The 17,789-nt window shown below is 44.5% G+C and carries 16 protein-coding genes; 2 read left to right on the top strand and 14 right to left on the bottom strand.

The genetic code is table 11. From position 1 onward, the window contains the following. Nucleotides 1-37 precede the first annotated feature (37 nt). From ACR8BL_RS27090 to ACR8BL_RS27030, 13 genes are all read right to left on the bottom strand, one after another. A complete protein-coding gene (locus ACR8BL_RS27090) occupies nt 38-163 on the bottom strand; it encodes a hypothetical protein (protein WP_434750400.1) in 126 nt (41 codons plus the stop codon). 492 nt (nt 164-655) lie between these two features. Further along, a complete protein-coding gene (locus tag ACR8BL_RS27085) occupies nt 656-907 on the bottom strand; it encodes a WXG100 family type VII secretion target (RefSeq protein ID WP_434750399.1) in 252 nt (83 codons plus the stop codon). A gap of 351 nt (nt 908-1,258) precedes the next feature. Next, entirely contained in the window at nt 1,259-1,753 is a 495-nt protein-coding gene (locus ACR8BL_RS27080; protein ID WP_434750398.1) for a HEAT repeat domain-containing protein, read from the bottom strand. A gap of 364 nt (nt 1,754-2,117) precedes the next feature. Beyond that, entirely contained in the window at nt 2,118-2,624 is a 507-nt protein-coding gene (locus tag ACR8BL_RS27075; RefSeq protein WP_434750397.1) for an SMI1/KNR4 family protein, read from the bottom strand. Between the two features lie 177 nt (nt 2,625-2,801). Further along, nucleotides 2,802-5,972 carry an HNH endonuclease signature motif containing protein gene (locus ACR8BL_RS27070; protein ID WP_434758291.1) on the bottom strand — a complete coding sequence of 1,057 codons (3,171 nt, stop codon included), beginning with the start codon at nt 5,970-5,972 and terminating at the stop codon, nt 2,802-2,804. 234 nt (nt 5,973-6,206) lie between these two features. Continuing rightward, nucleotides 6,207-6,959, bottom strand: a complete 753-nt coding sequence (gene yaaA / locus ACR8BL_RS27065; protein WP_434750394.1) for a peroxide stress protein YaaA — start codon at nt 6,957-6,959, stop codon at nt 6,207-6,209. Nucleotides 6,960-7,170: 211 nt separating this feature from the next. After that, complete coding sequence (locus ACR8BL_RS27060; RefSeq protein ID WP_434750393.1) at nt 7,171-8,049, bottom strand: SPFH domain-containing protein; 879 nt, start codon at nt 8,047-8,049, stop codon at nt 7,171-7,173. Nucleotides 8,050-8,435: 386 nt separating this feature from the next. After that, entirely contained in the window at nt 8,436-9,062 is a 627-nt protein-coding gene (locus ACR8BL_RS27055; protein ID WP_434753267.1) for a cell wall hydrolase, read from the bottom strand. Between the two features lie 478 nt (nt 9,063-9,540). Then, nucleotides 9,541-10,758 carry an MFS transporter gene (locus ACR8BL_RS27050; RefSeq protein WP_434750392.1) on the bottom strand — a complete coding sequence of 406 codons (1,218 nt, stop codon included), beginning with the start codon at nt 10,756-10,758 and terminating at the stop codon, nt 9,541-9,543. A gap of 163 nt (nt 10,759-10,921) precedes the next feature. Further along, the gene (locus ACR8BL_RS27045) at nt 10,922-11,737 is read right to left on the bottom strand and encodes a carbohydrate ABC transporter permease (protein WP_434750391.1); all 816 of its coding nucleotides are present in this window, start codon (nt 11,735-11,737) and stop codon (nt 10,922-10,924) included. 65 nt (nt 11,738-11,802) lie between these two features. Beyond that, nucleotides 11,803-12,675, bottom strand: coding sequence for a carbohydrate ABC transporter permease (locus ACR8BL_RS27040; RefSeq protein WP_434750390.1), 873 nt, complete (start codon nt 12,673-12,675; stop codon nt 11,803-11,805). A gap of 3 nt (nt 12,676-12,678) precedes the next feature. Then, a complete protein-coding gene (locus ACR8BL_RS27035; RefSeq protein WP_434750389.1) occupies nt 12,679-13,953 on the bottom strand; it encodes an ABC transporter substrate-binding protein in 1,275 nt (424 codons plus the stop codon). Continuing rightward, nucleotides 13,950-15,170 (bottom strand): LLM class flavin-dependent oxidoreductase, encoded by a 1,221-nt coding sequence (locus ACR8BL_RS27030; RefSeq protein WP_434750388.1) that lies wholly within the window; start codon nt 15,168-15,170, stop codon nt 13,950-13,952. The genes ACR8BL_RS27035 and ACR8BL_RS27030 overlap by 4 nt, the downstream gene beginning before the upstream one ends. A gap of 496 nt (nt 15,171-15,666) precedes the next feature. On the opposite strand from ACR8BL_RS27030, the gene ACR8BL_RS27025 reads away from it, so the two are divergent. Together ACR8BL_RS27025 and ACR8BL_RS27020 are read left to right on the top strand one after the other, a co-directional pair. Beyond that, the gene (locus tag ACR8BL_RS27025) at nt 15,667-16,542 is read left to right on the top strand and encodes an AraC family transcriptional regulator (protein ID WP_434750387.1); all 876 of its coding nucleotides are present in this window, start codon (nt 15,667-15,669) and stop codon (nt 16,540-16,542) included. Nucleotides 16,543-16,861: 319 nt separating this feature from the next. Continuing rightward, nucleotides 16,862-17,332, top strand: a complete 471-nt coding sequence (locus tag ACR8BL_RS27020) for a stalk domain-containing protein (RefSeq protein ID WP_434750386.1) — start codon at nt 16,862-16,864, stop codon at nt 17,330-17,332. 82 nt (nt 17,333-17,414) lie between these two features. Here ACR8BL_RS27020 and ACR8BL_RS27015 read toward each other — a convergent pair whose 3' ends face one another. Further along, entirely contained in the window at nt 17,415-17,759 is a 345-nt protein-coding gene (locus ACR8BL_RS27015; protein WP_434750385.1) for a DUF3139 domain-containing protein, read from the bottom strand. Nucleotides 17,760-17,789: the final 30 nt, after the last annotated feature.

Here is a 17,789-nt window from a genome sequence, read left to right as displayed (position 1 = left end):
CGACGAAAATCAAAAAGGCAGTCCAGACTCTCGTTAATCATTTGTCCGGATTGCCTTTTTCTTTTCCGTGCCATAACGCCTTGCTCCGGGAACCCGGCTTACGTGCGAATTTTTCTCCCACGCCCATGCTCTTCCAACGAAAGTAAATATCCACGGTATCCATGCCCACTATTAATTTCTACTTTTCTTCCTTCTATCTTAAAAGTACGTTTTAACGCTATCACCTTCCCCCTTGATTCCAATTGGCTTTAATCTCACTTCGCCGATATCAAGAGGCTGGCCCGTAACGCCATGTCCTTATTATCGTTTCCCTTCCTCGCTTCAACCGCTTCCAAGCTCTTCTTCATCCTAGCCGCAGCCGGATGTGAGGCTGGCAAATGAAACGGTCCCTTACGACATGTCTTAATCCCGCGTACCATCTGAAACGCCATCAATTTCTGGCTAACTTCAGAGAAGTCAGCATGATCTGAGCATACTTATCGGGAACACCATTCTCGTTTACTGGCATCCACATCAGCCGACCATAGATATGACTTGTGCCATCCGGTAGCCTTTGTCCTCCGAACCCGCATCACTTGCTGAGCTCTTCATCATTGCTGCCTCACCAACAGCACCAATAACACCGCCCAGACTCCCTTTCTCCGCATCTGCATTCTCAAACCGTGTCGCAAATATCCTTCAACTCTTTTGAAGTATACACCATACTCTCCAGTGCTTTCCGTAGTACAGGTCGTGACCTTGCAAAATCATCATAAAAGCGCTCCTGTGTCACACCCATCCACATGGCTTGAAGGAACATAATCTGCCTGGAGAGATTATCTTGAATATGCTCCAATTGCTGCCTGGCCTGATCCACCTGATTCGATACGTGATGTAGCTGCTCAGGTGTTACTTTGATTGTACTCATCCGTTTTCACCGCTTATTTTATGTAGGATATACCTATGTTAGCAGAAGTTTAATGGCATTTTCATCAGGCTAACTTACTGATTTCAATTCATGAATCCACTCTCTAATATGTTACTCATCCATACTACAGTCCTACATCCTAACGGGAACTTTGTTTCCGTTCAGATCAAGGCTAATGACCGCAGCTATCTAGTCCTTCGCGAGTTTTGTATGCCAAAGATAGTCCAATGTCAGGGTTCAAAGTGCTCTCATGTGATGTCAAAACACTTCATAAGTTGGTTTTTTCCATTTACCAGCCTCCAAGCTTATCTTGACAGACTTATTAATACTCAGGTATTTCTCTAAGAAGACCTAATTTCTCAACAAATCTAACGCCTCATCCAACATCTCATTTGCATTTGCACTTACAGCTTTGAACTGCAATATAACATTTTTGCAAATCATCTTCTGCTGCTCGCTTAATTTATCCGCCACTTTTTCAAATAATAGAAATGACTGCAACCTCACTTCCAAATTGGCATCTCCAATTAATGCCACAATGATCTCAATATAAGCCTCATATTGCATATCTTCCATTGCGTATAACAAAGTGCCCCTGCTCTTTCTCATCTCAGCGTTGGACAGAGCCTCAATTAGCGGACAAACCGCTCTGTTATCTCCAATATCTTTTAGTGCAATCGCCACTTCATTTCTGACAAGAGTATTCTGGCTTTCGACCAAAATATCAATTAGAAACTCTACTGAAGATTGATCTCTTTTTTCTCCCAATTCAGCAATCCGAGTCATTGCTTCCTCAAACCACTCTTCATCTAATAATTTCTTGATGGTAGCGTGTATTGGATACAACCTCCCTTATAAAAAATACTAGAATCTATTTAAAGGATTTTAATTGTCTTCTCCCAATTATGAAACTTATGACCTTCAACTTATTTAAACCTTTCTAAGTCATGATAAGGATTAGAAATATACAACTCTTTCAGGACAATTTTGAATAATCACAATAACATTCCTGCTTCTACTCGATCAGGTAACATCTTGACATCCATAACGTTTGTTCACTCCCTTTCTAAAGATATATGGTCCTCTTTGACTCCGATTCAGAATCGCTTATCTCAATTTAGAAATGGAAGAGTGATTTTTTCAGCATCAGATGTCTACATTAAAAGCATTCGACGTTGATTTTTTGGTGCGTTTCGTGCTACCCTCATTTTCACCACACCCAATACTTGGTGCCATTTGTACTTATAAAACGGTATAACCATGTCTCAAAGTTACAGCCTAAACTCTTGAAATCTTCAAATGATGAAGTGCTGTTTCCTGCAAACATATAGTTTTTCTCCCCGTTAGAGTAAGCGTTACAGTCTATCATTACAGTATCATCCGATATATAAGCTATTTCCAAATAACCCCTGCGACTGTTTACGTTAGTATACAAGTACTCTACTTGATCTAGTGGAAAGAGCTTTTTTTCTCCTCCATAGATCTCATGATTAAATAAACTACAGCCATTAGAGTATTTCAGAAAATCAAGATAATCCAACGGAATTTTCTGTCCTGTAGATGCTTCAAACCGATCGATTTCGCCATCACCTACTGGTTGACCAAATGTACAACTGTATCGTCCTACATTACCTTCTCGATCTTGTAAGTACAGATAACCACCAGACAATTCTAACTTTCTCTTCAGGCCGTTCAATGTATTTTGGACTAACGACAATATAACCACTCTCCCTCATATGCATAAGCGGATACTTGATTTCTCGCATCCGCTTATGACTTGTATTTTAGAACATAATACTGTTAATTGTTATTTCATTGCTGTATTTAACATCTAGTTACCAAATTGCAGTTCATCTCAGATGTTTTGTAGTGTATTCGTGTCTCTTATTATCCACTAAAAACGGACTATATAGTCCCTCCACCAAGCATTTACAACGTAAACATGAAAATTAGTAGGGATAGGAATCAAGTTACTAAATTCGTTTGTTCCACCGAACTCACGCGGCCTAATATGATGAATATTTATTTCTGCCCCCGACCAATTATATCCGTTCCTCGGATAAAGCTCACTATATTTTTTGATATAGTTTGCTCTATCCGTACTTGAGTCCCATTCAATGGAGGGGGTTTTTGCCCACGTTGTGGTCGATGGTTCTGTCATAACTTTCTGTGAGACAGGATCTTTGTAATATGGATAAATCATTGCCTTTATGTTCAGTAAAGTTTGCCTTGTTTGAGCAACATTCGACAATTTGTTATACTTTCGACCAAAAAAATCATACACGTTTAGTTTAAGTTCAGTGAAGTAAAATCCTGTTTTTGAGATTTTAAAGGTATAAGAAACCTCTTTACCAACCTTTACACCTAAGAGACCCTTCAACTGAATAGTAACTCCCTTTGAGAACGTTCCACTGCCCCTCGAATTTCCTCTAAACAAGTTAAAGTCAAAGATAATTTTATTTGGTTTTTTACCTGTGATTGCTATGATTTTTGAGCGAACTTCTACTTGAGAATTACCCTCAATAGGGATTTGAATTAAATTCACAAGTACAGTTCCTGATTGCCCCCCCTTAATTCTTGCCATAGATCTGGCTGTCTCTATATTTTCTATACCCTTTCCCACTTCTACTACATTTGTCACTTCACTCACTTCATCAAATGTAAAGAGATAATTTGTTTCTAAAATTTGATTCTGATTCCCGTCTTCAGGTATCTCTAAATTTTCACTATTAACATGTTTTATGAGATTTTCATTAGCATCCTCAGTCCCAATAACCTCAGCTTCACTAGATCCATTTTCCTGTCCATTGAAGACTCGATACATGCCACCGTATGTCACAGGTTGATCTGAAGTGGTAGTAACTACAACTTCCTTACCGCCCAAGATCAACGGTTCAATTGTAGTAGCTATTCTACGATTGGATTCCATCCCATCAGCGTTGTACACAACATAATCAAACACCCGCTGCTCACTACTAGATGCATCATTTCTAATCCTTTTAGTATCTGAGGTTAAGTTGGTGAAAGCATAGCTCTCACCTTTGTTCAGCGTTACACGCAGAAATGCTGGTTCCTGGCTATCTACTACAGAAAAATCATCTGTATATTCGAATAATACGGGTTGACTCCCTACGACGGTAACAATAGCTTCACCGCCAGATGGAATATTAGCGAGACTACCATTGTTATTGAATTTGTCACTGTATACTTTGCCATCTGATTTATACACAACCACGTCATACAGAGATCCTACCGACTTCGCATTACTACGGATCGGATTACTAAGTGAACCTCCGTTATGGAATTTCACCGATTGTCCCGGTTCAACCGTAATCTTACTCAAGGCTTCATTAGGCCGATCCTCTATATCAAAAATCGTATAAATGGCACCCATTGTAACAGGTTGTGCGGATACACCGGTAACTACGGCTTTATTCCCATAAAAAACAACCGGAGCTGTTGAGGTTGATTTTCTGGTGCTACGCTCCGTACCATCGGGGTAATAAGTTACATAGTCGAATAAACGAGATTTGTTATTAGATGAAGCATCACTGTCGAGATATTCTTGACTTTTACCATTGTTCCAGAAAGTCACACTCTCTCCTTGATTCAAGGTTACACGGTGATGGGAAGGTTCCATGCTATATTCAAAGGAAAAATCATCGGTGTAACTGAATTCAATCGGAACTTGCCCTGCCACGGATACAATGGCATAACCTTGGGATCGAATAATCGGATTGACATTTTTGTTAAAACCGTCAGAATGCACAATATTTTCCGAGGTATACAGTGTGTAATCAAAAACAGCTCCGTTGGCGCTGCTCGCATTGTTTTTAACCGGGTTGGCTAATGATCCATTATTCCGGAAAATAACAGATTCACCTGGATATACAGTCACTCTTGTTATCGCATCTCCACCAGCTCTCTGAACATCGAAAGTTCTGTATGGCACACCGTATGTCACAGGTGATGATGTTACCAATGTCACCACAGCTGTTCTGCCCGCAGCGATCGTCGGTTTTATGGATGAATTCGTTCCGGACGTACTTTCTGTACCATCAGGAAGATAAACGACATAATCATGTTTATCTTTACTGGTTCCGTTGCTCTGAAGCGCATCCGATTTAGAACTAATATTCGTAAATTGATAACTCTCTCCTTGATTCAACGTTACTCGCGTATACGCCGGCTCGTCACTCCAGTCACCCGTGTATACTTCATAGGGAAAACCAACACTAACAGGCTGTGAACCTGCACCTGTAATAATAACTTCGTTTCCTCCAGCAACTGAAGGCTTGCCTGTAGTTTGGAAATTTGAACTTACAAGACTACCATCTTCTTTGTAAACAGCGTAGTCTATCTTCTTGTCCTGAGCTGTAGAAGTGTCAGCATTTAAAACTCTTGCCTGTGATCCTTCATTGAAGAAGCGGTAATTTTCCCCTTTATATAAGATGACTCGGTGCAGCGCAGGATTAGCAGACACACTATAGGAAAATTCCGGTCGCATCGTAACGGTAAAAGGGTTCTCACCGCTTGATGTTAGTACAGCAGTATATCCTGCACCTACATTCAGGTTCCCGGCAGAATTCAAGTTATCACTCGCTATGCTTCCATCGGATTTATAAACTGCATAATCGTATGCACTTCCCCTTGAGGCTCCTGCATTAGTAATTAGAGTCCTCAAAGCACTCCCGGTATTGGTGAATGTGTATGATTCTCCCGGATTCATGACTAATGTTTCGTTCGCCAACGCTGCTGCTTGGGTAGTGAACACTGGCTCTCCATATGTATCATCCGTCACCGTAAATGGGTCTTCCTCTTTCATATTTTCTTCATCTTCATTTACATCTTCAGGTTCTTCATAGAAATCTGGGTCCCAACCCTCTACATCCCCCTGTTCTAACAGCACAGCATCCTCCGCAGAACGGTTAGGATCATCACCTGTGCTTTCGGACGTTATTATTGAAGCTGATGGATCTGAAAGTGCATAACCGCTAGTCGGAAGCATGGTTCCAATGGCCAACCATAAAGCCAGAAAAATAATAAAGCCTTTTCGCAAATTCATGAAGTTTCTTTTCCTCCTTTATTTTCATCTTCCAGTTCATCCCTTAAAAGAGATAAAGATGGTCGAATTATAAGTATCGTCATTTCCCTTAATTTAGGTAATAGTAAAATAGTCCTCAATTATAGGGACTTTTTTCCTTTTGAGGGTGTGAAAAATAAAAAAAGCCGCCAAATGGCGACTCTTTGATGGAATAAAACAGATTGTTACTCTCTACATATTAAATTAGCTTCACTACTACTTTTCCTCTGAATAGATAAACACATAAGTACTCTCATCCGACTTCTCTTCCGAGAAAACAAACTCTAACCGATCGAACCCCTTAATATCCTGCACATCGGTAATCTTACGCTCTGCCATGTATCGTACCATCTCACCTCTAGCCATTTTGGCGCGGGTTGCCTTTTCAACCAACTTCCCGCCAACCATCTGTCCGAATACACATGTGATAAAGCGGGTCTCCTCTTTTAGAAAAGGGGTGATGTTCTTGCTATACTCTTTGGAAGCCAGATTGAGAATGCAGTTACTTTCCGCTTGAAGCTGATCTGCCAGCTTGCTGCCCCAGAATTGATAGAGTGATTTGAACCCTGGGCCTTGCAGCTTGCCTTGCATCTCCAACCGATAAGGGGTAACCCCATCCAAAGGCCGCAACATGCCATAAAAACCGGATAATATGCGTACATGCTGCTCCAGATACGCCAGTTCCTCATGTTGAAAAACACCTGGCGCCATATATTGATACTGAATACCCTCATACGAATAGATAGCTGGCGTCAGATTTGTCTTCACATTCATGTTCTCAATCCGCTGCACATTCTGTTCGGCGATAGCATCGTTACATTTCCAGAGCGCTTTGAGCTCGTCATAGGATAAGGTTTGAAGCAGACTTAATAACTGTTCTGATTCATTTATAAATTGCGGTATCGCGGCGCTAGCCATCAGATCGGTATCAACCTTCATCTTTTTGGCCGGTGATATAATAATCCTCATCGTTCTAATCCATCCTTAATCTACCGTTGTTTTGTCGTTATTCATTGTACAGGATCGGATAGGTAAATCCAATGTCAGCTTCACTAAATCCACATGGCACCTATGAAAAGACCCAAAAATGAACAAGTCCGCCCCATATTGGACCGACTTGTTCATTAGAATTCAACACCTTCAATAGTTGAAAAGTAAGGTGTGCATTTCAAACCGCTAATTAGGGAGACACGCTACCCGCGCCGCTATTTTGCTCTGTTTTGGTCGTCGGCAATTGAATCATTGGTGTATTTGATCCACTTACATATGGAAGAGCTCCATCCCATTTCTTGATGGTTTCATATTCAACGAGTTGACTGGATAAGGATTGTTGCAGCTCTTTATTGGCTTTAGCCTGACCTTCTGCTTCGATCAACAGTTTGTCTGCATTACCTTGCGCTTCCACGCGCTTGCGATCTGCTTCTTTCTTGGCGATCTCAAGCTCAGTCGTTTTACGTTCCAGTTCTTGAGACGCTTCGACACGCTTATCGATGGCTTCCTGAGTCTTGGCATCAGGTTGAGGAACACCTACAGTAACGTTAGATACAATAAAACCTAACTCCTTAACATCATCAGAGAAACGTTGTTGCACGTCTACACCTGCTTCAGATGACTTTTCGCCATAAACATCAATGACTGTAAACTTGGAAATCCCTTTACGGGCTGCGTCACGGAAACGTGTTTTGAGATATGTATCCTCAATTTCTTGAATGCTAATTGGCCCAAATGTATTAAAGATAGAAGATACCTTACTTGGTTCGACTTGATAGTTATAAGCAAAATCGATGGTGATGTTCTTTCCATCAGAGGTAGCAATCTGAATATCTCTGTATTCAACCGTTTGAATTCGGATCGGATATTTCGTTACTTTATCAAACGCTCCAACGAGCTTCCACCCTTGACTCAGTGTACTATCTTTTACCCCTCCATTGGGTGAATAGACAACCCCGACATATCCATTCGGAATTCGTGTTAAAAAGAAGGTCATCAGTACGACTCCCAAGATAATAACCAAGGCAACCGCGATCGCTCCTACCCTAAATGTCTTTGAATTTTTCATCATCATTCTCCTCTTGTTTGAATTTATTGTATTTCTTCAGAATTCTACTACCTATTTTATTGAATAGCGGGAACATTAATGACCATAGAATAAATGCTAGGATAAAGATTATAATGACCCCCCCAATAAATGGCATATTCGTCCTCCCTTCTATGGATGTAAACCAAAGCACAAATTTATAATTAACAACTAATTATACCCTTCTTTATATATACTTTGTAAATTTATATTTGGTTTCATGGATTTCCAATACCACTTATATATATGTCCCGCATAGCCTAAATATAAATAAACCCCGGTAGCACATCTGCATTCAGCAGCGCACAGCCGGGGTTCATCATTACTATTATTTTTAGCAGTGTTACATTACATATCTCAACTTACACTTATCTCGTAAAATCATGCTGCCCAATGGTCAGTAGTGTCGGTCTGCTCTTGCTCCACTCCGACGTGGCAATCTTCGGATTGTAATAAAACAGTGCACCATGTGTTGGATCAGCGCCATTGAGCGCCTGGCGTGCAGCCTTAATGGATGTCGCGGTTGGCTTCAGATTAAACTGACCATCGTCGACAGCGGTGAACTGACCTTTTTGAAAGATGACTTCGGAGATGGATGACGGGAATTCTCCCGATTGCACCCGATTTAAGACAACGGCCCCCACAGCGACCTGTCCTTCAAAAGATTCCCCGCGCGCTTCCCCATGGATCAGCTTCGCCAGTTGACGCAGTGTTTCTCCTTCGGCTTTGACCTTTTGGTTCAGTCTGTTCAGCGTCGCAGGCCCTGCTACACCATCGGCACTTAATCCCTGCGCTTGCTGGAATTCACGAACGGCGTTCTGAGTAATCGAACCATAATAACCTGTCACACCAGCATCAAAATATCCTAGGTCACTCAATTGCTCTTGCAGTTGCACCACATGTTCACTGCGAATGCCCTGCTCCAGCTTTTGTGCCCCTGCTGAAGGGGCAGCAACGGTAAGTCCAAGCGTCACTGCACAGGCGCCAAGAAGCATGCTGACCCGACCTGCTCTTTTACCATTCTTTCTACCCCTGCGATGGGTGACTTTACGACTCACGGTGATAGGCTCCATCATGTCGAGGCTTGTACGCAAATCATTCGGATCAGAATACCCATATATGATATTCATCCCTGACTCTTCATCAACTCTCACCATTTCGTACACGCTATGCTGTTCACTCGTCATATGCATTTCACTCTTTGTATTTTTATCCATCATTTCCTTAAACCTCCAATTTTCTGAATCCTCACATTTGGACATCCCGAGTGTCATTATAGGATATTCAAAATGTTCAGTCTATCGGACCGATGGAGCATGAAAAAATGAGTCCTGCACATATCAAAAAGAGGCATGAGCCCATGGTCGTATCAGGGTCACACCTCTTCTTATATCAACCTTGTATCGCTTGTCCAACCCCCTTTTCCGTAGGCAGGCAGACCCGTATAAAAGTTGCGCTAAAATTTTGTAACGATTATTCGGCGAGTTCCTGCCCTTTCGTTTCCCGACCCCAGAACAGCACAGCAGCTGCTCCAATAAGGATGGTTACGAAGAAAATGGTGAAAATCAAGCTGATGGGAACTGCCTTCTGAACTAACATCCCCACCATTAATGGTGCAAGTACGCCGCCGATTCGGCCTACCGATGTAGCCAGTCCAACACCTGTGGAACGCACGGAAGTCGGATACAATTCCGGACTGTAGGCGTACAATCCACCCCAGGCACCCAAATTGAAGAACGACAGACAGATTCCTGCGGCTAAAATGGTTGCTTCCGTCGTTGCCAATCCAAAGGCAATCGCACTGAACGCAGTCAAGGTAAGGTACACGACAAGTACGAACTTCCGGCCATAACGTTCAATGAAGTACGCAGCAGTAAAATAACCCGGTAGCTGTGCGATCGTCATGATCAGCACGTATTGGAAACTTTTGACCAACGTAAAACCTTTCGCCATCACAACAGATGGCAACCACAAGAACATGCCGTAATACGAGAATATAACGGTGAACCATAGAATCCACAGCATCAATGTCGTGCGGCGATGTGGAGCAGACCAGACCGTGGCAACCTTCTCGCGAAACGTGATTTTATGCAACTTCGTGTGATTCTTGTAACGCGGTGGATCTTGAATGGCACGGCGCAGATACAGTGCGTAGAATGCTGGTAGCGCACCAATCGCAAATGCAATTCTCCATCCATACTCTGGAATGACAAAATTGGCAATCAGCGCTGATACAATCCAGCCCCCTGCCCAGAAACTTTCCAATAAAACAACCGCGCGTCCACGTTCTGCTGTAGGCATCGATTCCGACACTAGCGTAGATGCTACGGGCAATTCGCCGCCAAGACCGATCCCTGCAACGAGGCGCAGTGCACACAACACGGCAAAACCAGTCGCCAGTGCAGATAGACCGCTTGCAATCGTGAAGATCAGCAACGTCCACATCAGAATCGCTTTTCGTCCGAAACGGTCTGCGAGTGCACCTGCAAGCAAGGCACCAAGCGCCATGCCTATGGAGTTGATACTCGTCAGCACACCGACTTGTCCGGGGCTAAGGCTCCATTCCTTCGCAAGTGCAGCCACGATAAAGGAGATCATGCCAACCTCCATCGCATCAAACAGCCAACTCATGCCGGCACTGAACAGCAGCTTACGCTGCTTGGGATTCCGCAACACTTCCAGTTTGCTCATCAGATTAATAGCTCCCTTGATCTCTATGTAGTCATTCTGACACTAAACCATTATTATGCAGAATGAACCAGAAATCAATGTAAAATACAACGTCACGCTAATTTACAACGAATATAAAACGAACTCGGTTTTGCGAACGATCCTTCAGTTGTCTTCTCCCCACTCATCCTTTGAGTGAACCTGCGGTAAGACCTGCGACAAAATAACGCTGCAGCAACAGGAATAGCACAATCATCGGGATTGCTGTGACGAGAACACCGGTGAGCATCATCGGATAATTCGTCACGTACTCGCCGCGGAATTGCATCAGGGCAAGTGGCAAGGTCAGCTTGGACTTGCTGGTAAGCATAAGCATCGGAATGAGCAAGTCATTCCAAACCATCACCAGCAAGAACGTTGCGGTTGCCGCCAGCGAAGGTGCAGCCAGTGGCAGTGCAATCCGGGTGAAAAGTCTCCATTCATTGGCCCCATCCATACTACCCGCTTCCAAAATTTCTGAATTCAGCATACGCATGAAGCCCGTCAGCATGAACACAGAGACGGGCATCAACATGGCGGCGGATACGATAATCAGACCCGTCAGGCTGTCCGACCACCCCAGCGTACGTGTAAGGGAATAGATCGGCAACATGCTGACCTGGGAAGGTACGATCAAACCTGTTACAAACAGTGCAAACACGATTTTACCTACGCTGCCGCCCCAGCGGACAATCGCATAAGCAATCATGCTGCTGAGCAACAGCTCAATCGCTACTGTGCCCAGCGTTACAATCATACTGTTCCCGAAGTATTGCCACATCGGCTGATTACGGAATAAACCGGTCACATTGTCCCACGTAAACGGCTCCGGCCAGCTGAATGGACTGGTGAAGAAGTTGCTGCTTGTTTTGAACGAAGATACAAATACAAAATACAGCGGCACAAGGATCAGCAACGCGTACACGAACAGGATCAGCCGATTGAACCATTTTAAAATCACTAAACTCCCTCCTTCCTCAGCACTTCAAGTTCATCCGATATCTAAAATTAAAATTCGTCCGTAGATTAATAGTTTACCCGGTCAGCACGCAGCGCTTTGAACTGCAAAAGCGTAAGCAGCGCGAGCAGCACCAGGAAGATCATGGAACCGGCAGAAGCCAGACCGAACGAATAGCTGCCAAAGGCCGTATGATAAATATATGTGGTCAAAATTTCAGTGGCGTAGTTCGGGCCTCCGTCCGTCATGGTGAAAATGAGATCAAACGCCTTGAACGACTGGATGGTCGTATAGGCCACCACAATCGTAGCCGAAGGAGCCAGCAGCGGCCAGGTCACGGTACGGAATACCTGCCATTTGCTGCCGCCGTCCATGCGAGCCGCTTCGTACAGTTCTGCCGGAATCCCTTGCAGACCTGCGATGAACACAATCATCATCTGTCCTGCATGAGCCCAGACCTGCACCGCTGCAATCGAGAAGATCGCAATCTTCGGATCACCGATCCAGTTACGAGCGATGCTGCTCATGCCCGCCTCGTTTAATCCGTAATTAATCAGTCCAATGGATGGATCATACATGAAGGCCCAGATCAGACCGACCGATACCGACGACAGAATCGCCGGCAGGAAATACAACGCCCGAAGCACGACTCGTGTCTTGGTGTTGCGTACCAGAAGCAGGGCCAGAACGAGCGAAATAAAGGTTTGTGCAATCACAACCGTGAACATAAACTCCACGTTATTGCCGAAGGCTTTGCGAAATACGATGCTGCTGAGACTGTCCTTGTAATTATCCAGCCCTACAAATGCATACGACGGGGATACCCCGTCCCAATCCGTAAAGGAGTAGAACAGCCCCGTCAATGTAGGAAATACGAACAATCCAACGTACAGCAGCAATCCGGGTAACAGAAACAGGGATAGCTGAATACGGTTTTTCATCGTTTATTTCCCGATATGCTGATCAATGATCGCTTGTGCCTGCTGTGCTGCTTCTTCTGGCGAAGTACCGCTTAGCACGGCTTGAATGGAATTGGTAACCGCCTTCTGGTTATCTCCGTTCAGGATGGTGAACCGTGGCTGGAACACGGTCTTTTTGTTCGCCCATTCTCCCGCAACCTGAAGCTCTGGTGTATCATACTTCACGTCGTTCACCGTTACATTCTGTCCTGTCTGGTTAGCGTACGCGCTAGCTACATCCGGTTTGCTCAGGAATTCAAGGAATTTCTTCGCTTCTTCCGGGTGTTTCGACTTGCTGTTTACCGCAAGCATGAACGTGGTGGTGTGCACCCCTTCATATTTCGCCTGATCGGCACTTACCGTGATCGGTGCGAGCAACTTTTGCTCCAGATTCGGGTTTTGCTGTTTGTTCTGAGCAAGTTGATACGATCCACTTGCAAGCATTGCTGCTTTTTCCTGAATAAACAGTGCACCTGCTGCCGGGTCTTTCGTACCCAGTGCATCTTGCTGGAAGTATCCTTTATCGTTCAGTTCCTTAATTTGCGTCAATGTTTTTACCCAGAACTCATCTGTCAGTTTAGCTTCGCCTGCTTCAACTTTGGTAAAAATGTCGTCACTCGGCGCATTATTCATCACCATCGTATTCATGAATTGGCCCGGGCCAATGTCCGCTCCGGCAAAGGCAATCGGAATGATGCCATTGTCTTTCAGCTTCTGGCACAGGGCCAGGAACCCTTCCCAATCCTTGGGTGGGGTGAGGCCGTACTTTTCAAACAGTTTGACGTTATAGATTGGATCGTTATATACAAGTTGGTACGGAATCGCATATTGCTTGCCATCATGCTGTCCGGCTTCAATCAGTTTCGGATTATAAGCCGACAGGAACGATGATCCCGTCAGATCCGTGAATAGTCCGGCTTTGGTGAACGCTTGGAACTGAGCACCAGGGAAGGACGCAAACACATCACCCGTGGAGCCGTCGCTGATTTTGGATTGCACTGTGGATTGATATTGATCCGAAGGGAGCGTCTGCATCTCCACATGGATGTTCGGATTTTCTTTTTCAAACGCATCAATCGTCTTGTTGAATGCTTCGGAATCTTCGCCACGCCAGTGCACGAAGCTAATGGTCACTTTGCCTGAACCGGAGGAGCCGTTCTCTCCGGACGCCGCCTTATCTCCACCGCCGCAAGCGGACAGCAGGATGGACATCAGCAGCATACTGACAAGCGGCAGAATCATTTTTTTATTTTTTTTCATGAAAGACGACCTCCTAAGTTGGCAGTAATAGAATGCTTCTGTCTTGTTTTCCATTTCTCACGGATGATGGGCATCACCGTCTTGCCGAAGATTTCAGCTTCTTCCAGATGAGGATAACCGGACAGAATGAATGTCGTTACGCCCAGCTCTCCGTATTCCATCAAACGCTCTGCCACCTGCTCCGCTGTACCCACGATGAGGATGGCTCCGCCGGAGCGTACCACCGATAAACCTGTCCAGAGGTTCGGCCCAACGACAAACTGCTGTTTTTCGGACAGTTCTCGCAATTCATTCTGTCTGCGCTGGTTGGTGGCATCCGTCTCGGCAAAAGCTGCTTTGGCCTTTTCTATCGCTTCCGGCGATACTTTACTGATGATCTCCCATGCTGCTGCCCATGCCTCTTCTTCCGTGTCCCGAATGAGCACCTGAGCACGCATACCGTAACGGAGCTGACGATCTTGGCCTGTCTCCTCTTTTACCTGCTCTCGAATGACCTCGATCTCTTCGATCTGCTCCTGAATCCAGTCATGCGGCTCGCCCCACATCAGGAACGTATCCGCATGTTCAACGGCTACTCGCTTGGCAATCGGAGAACTTCCTCCAAGATAGAACGGTGGATACGGATTCTGTACCGTCTCCGGCATACCTACCGGGCCGTTGAAGTTGTAATATTGGCCGTTGAATTCAGGATTCGGATCACTGGATGCGTCTGCACCTGATTGTGCACCACTTCCGGCGAACTCTGTCAGATTCAGTCCCGTCGATTGTGTCCACGAACGCTTCATGACTTCCATATACTCGCTTGCGCGAACATACCGTTCATCATGCGCATGTGCCAGCGGATCACCCAGTTCTTCCAGATCTCGAACCGAACTGCCTGTAACCACGTTAATCATGGCGCGACCGCCAGAGAGCTGATCCAGTGCTGCACCCATACGAGCCGCGAGTACCGGTGTAACCAGACCTGGGCGAATCGCTACAAGGGGACGCAATGTCTTGGTGTGACTCATTACTGCCGAGCCGACCACCCACGCGTCCAGACAGGCTCCCCCTGTCGGAATGAGTACAAATTCGAATCCGGCCGTCTCCGCCGTCTGTGCCACCTGTACCAGATAATCCAGACTTGGCTCACGTTCCGGCGCTACACCTACATACTTCCCATCTCCAGCCGTTGGTAAAAACCATCCAAACTTCATGTCTTCTTGTTCGCTCACCATCGTCATTCCCTTCTATGGATAAATAAAGTCTCATGTTGAAAATCAAGTCACGTTCGAGCACATTAGACGCTCCGGTTCCGAATCGTTCTTTCAACCGCTGTTATCCTTGGATTTTTTTGATTCCCTATTTCAAAGGTAAACATCCAATGATAAAGGCGGACGCTTCGCTTCTTCAGAATCGATTTCGTCCCCTGCGCTACGTCGTGCTTGTTCACTTTATATCTTTCAAAAATCGCTTTATTTCTTTACATTTGTAAGAAGATATAATCACAAATACCGATTAATTAACTTGGTTTAATAGGTATGGACATCATATCAATTGATTCGTCTGTGATCAATGTCATTTCGCGGTAATTTATTTTTGTCATTTTGTGGTCATTTATGAAGCAAAGATGAAAGCCTTCTTGAATTTACACAAAACACACCTGTATAATAGGTTATAAATGAATCTTTTAGAAGATATCGACGATACTTATATAATAAAGAGGTGTTCCTGGTGACCGAGCTTGAGCGCATGAAGGAGGACCACCACGAGTTTTTGGATATTCTATTCTTCACTCCGTCTGAATTCGAGAAAGCCGGCGGTGCCTGGCCTATCCGCATTGGCCGTAATCTGGCCAAAAGCAACTATCATATTGGCCCTCGGACTACGCCTTATCATTATTTGTTATTTGTACTGGAGGGTGAGGGCACTTTCATTCAGAACGGACAGCAGTATCCTCTGCGAGCCAGAGATGCCTTCTGTCTGTTTCCGCATGTGACACATGAGTATTGGACAGCTCCCGAGCAACCATTGCAAAAAATATTCATCGCCTTTGACGGAGCATATGCCGCCGAACTGCTCTCGCGAATCGGATTGAGTCCTGACAACCCTTATCGTTCAGGTGTACTCACGCCCGAGACAGCTAGCAGTATGAGGTCATTCATGGAGGATGTTCGCAAAACGCAGGACAGTGCCAGTGATTTGGGGCGACTGATCCGGTTTCTCAGCCTTTTCGACCGCATTGCGCATTCTCCGGCTACCAAAGAGTTGCAACCGGATGTAGCCACCCCTTGGCTTCAGAAAGGTAAAGAGTACATTGAACTTCATTTTGCAGGCGGTATCTCGGTGGAAGGTGTGTCCGCCCATGCAGGGGTGGATCGCACCCACTTTACCAAACAGTTTCGCAAAGCCTACGGCTTGTCCCCAGTGCAATATATTCAGCAGCTCAAAATGAAACAAGCCAAGCTCCTGCTGGTACAGACCACGCTGAGTTTAACGGAGGTGGCTCATTCCGTGGGTTACCCGGACTTATTTTCGTTCTCCAAAGCTTTTAAAAAGCAAGTCGGTCTACCTCCCAACCGTTATCGCACAACGACAACGGATCAGTAGATTGATGAGTTTAGTTGGTTAAGAGAACCGGCGCGCTAACGGAACACTTTCCTATTCTCAAGCGCAAAAATAACCTGAATAAGGCAAGCCCCTTCACTATGCGAGTGATCGGGATTTGCCTTATTCAGGTTTTCTATGTTAGATGAGCTAGAATCAGTATCTGCTGTCTCTGACGAGTCGAAATGTTTTTTTCATAGATCACAAGTTAAATTACGAAAAAATCTCATCTTGCACTTCCTAAAACTTATTTCCAACCTATGTAACTTATGTACCCGTTGTTACGTTAATTCTAATGAATATATCAAAGGAGTGATTAATCATGCGTCTTTCCAAGTTTTTAGTGGTGACTGTGCTAACTTTGGCCATAGCTAGTTTTGGTTCCTCCGTAAACGCTGCTTCTTCCCCCACTTCCGGCTCAACTGTGAACATCAAATCCAATGTGTTGGATGAAAAATCATTTACAGGTCTGATCATCCAGGGTCACACCTACGTTGATCTTGACGGATTCGTGAGCTGCCTTCCGTTCCAGATCAATTCCAAAGCATTATCTTTCCAATCGGAAACTAAAACGTTCAGAGTTCTCAATGAAGACTTTGCAATTCCTACCCCAGAATTACAGTTCAAGGTTGGAAGTGATACATTCCAGCACAATGATGAGTCATTTCAAATGAATAACTCCGTTCTTTTGATTCAAAACCGCATTTATTTTCCCTTAAAGGATATCGTTTCAATCTACGACATTAACGTTTCTTATGACTCGCAGACGAAAACGATACAAGTGAGTAAGTAGTTCCATTATAATTACAATTAAACAGCGCTACTTAGGTAACACCTTGCCGAATCGGCAAATAATAGACAAAGGGAGACCCCTTTTATCTAATCGGAGACTCCAGATGTTTAGGATTATCGCCCGAATAACTGTACTGCTCAATGTGCCCGTCCTTGAAAATGATGTAATGATACTTATTATTAGGATCATCAGCGAATGTTACGGAAGCACCGTAAGGAGCCTCTGAGCTTGTAAAGGAATAGTTCCCCGTTGTATCTATAATTTCCTCAGGTGTATACCCTTTTTGTTGAATTAAGTAGGCCCTCACTTTCTCTTCAGCATCATTCATTTTGATCGGATTACCAAATAAACTGAAGTAGCCCCATCCTGATAGAATTACAACAATCGCAAGTATAGAAAGTAAACTGATTTTCACTTTTTTGGTCATTTAAATCCCTCCGCATCATAAGAGTGAAAC

The sequence above is a fragment of the Paenibacillus amylolyticus genome, from assembly GCF_051136285.1.
Lineage (GTDB): Bacteria > Bacillota > Bacilli > Paenibacillales > Paenibacillaceae > Paenibacillus > Paenibacillus amylolyticus_F.
Note: the sequence above shows the minus strand (reverse complement) of the source record. Positions and strands in the feature narration are given on the sequence as shown.

Bases quoted from the DNA above. Each gene is read 5' to 3' on its own strand.
- ACR8BL_RS27060 (WP_434750393.1), bottom strand. From the start codon at position 8,049: ATGAAAAATTCAAAGACATTTAGGGTAGGAGCGATCGCGGTTGCCTTG.
- ACR8BL_RS27050 (WP_434750392.1), bottom strand. From the start codon at position 10,758: ATGAGCAAACTGGAAGTGTTGCGGAATCCCAAGCAGCGTAAGCTGCTG.
- yaaA (WP_434750394.1), bottom strand. From the start codon at position 6,959: ATGAGGATTATTATATCACCGGCCAAAAAGATGAAGGTTGATACCGAT.
- ACR8BL_RS27055 (WP_434753267.1), bottom strand. From the start codon at position 9,062: ATGCTTCTTGGCGCCTGTGCAGTGACGCTTGGACTTACCGTTGCTGCC.
- ACR8BL_RS27015 (WP_434750385.1), bottom strand. From the start codon at position 17,759: ATGACCAAAAAAGTGAAAATCAGTTTACTTTCTATACTTGCGATTGTT.
- ACR8BL_RS27040 (WP_434750390.1), bottom strand. From the start codon at position 12,675: ATGAAAAACCGTATTCAGCTATCCCTGTTTCTGTTACCCGGATTGCTG.
- ACR8BL_RS27090 (WP_434750400.1), bottom strand. From the start codon at position 163: ATGGATACCGTGGATATTTACTTTCGTTGGAAGAGCATGGGCGTGGGA.
- ACR8BL_RS27035 (WP_434750389.1), bottom strand. From the start codon at position 13,953: ATGAAAAAAAATAAAAAAATGATTCTGCCGCTTGTCAGTATGCTGCTG.
- ACR8BL_RS27085 (WP_434750399.1), bottom strand. From the start codon at position 907: ATGAGTACAATCAAAGTAACACCTGAGCAGCTACATCACGTATCGAAT.
- ACR8BL_RS27020 (WP_434750386.1), top strand. From the start codon at position 16,862: ATGCGTCTTTCCAAGTTTTTAGTGGTGACTGTGCTAACTTTGGCCATA.
- ACR8BL_RS27030 (WP_434750388.1), bottom strand. From the start codon at position 15,170: ATGGTGAGCGAACAAGAAGACATGAAGTTTGGATGGTTTTTACCAACG.
- ACR8BL_RS27070 (WP_434758291.1), bottom strand. From the start codon at position 5,972: ATGAATTTGCGAAAAGGCTTTATTATTTTTCTGGCTTTATGGTTGGCC.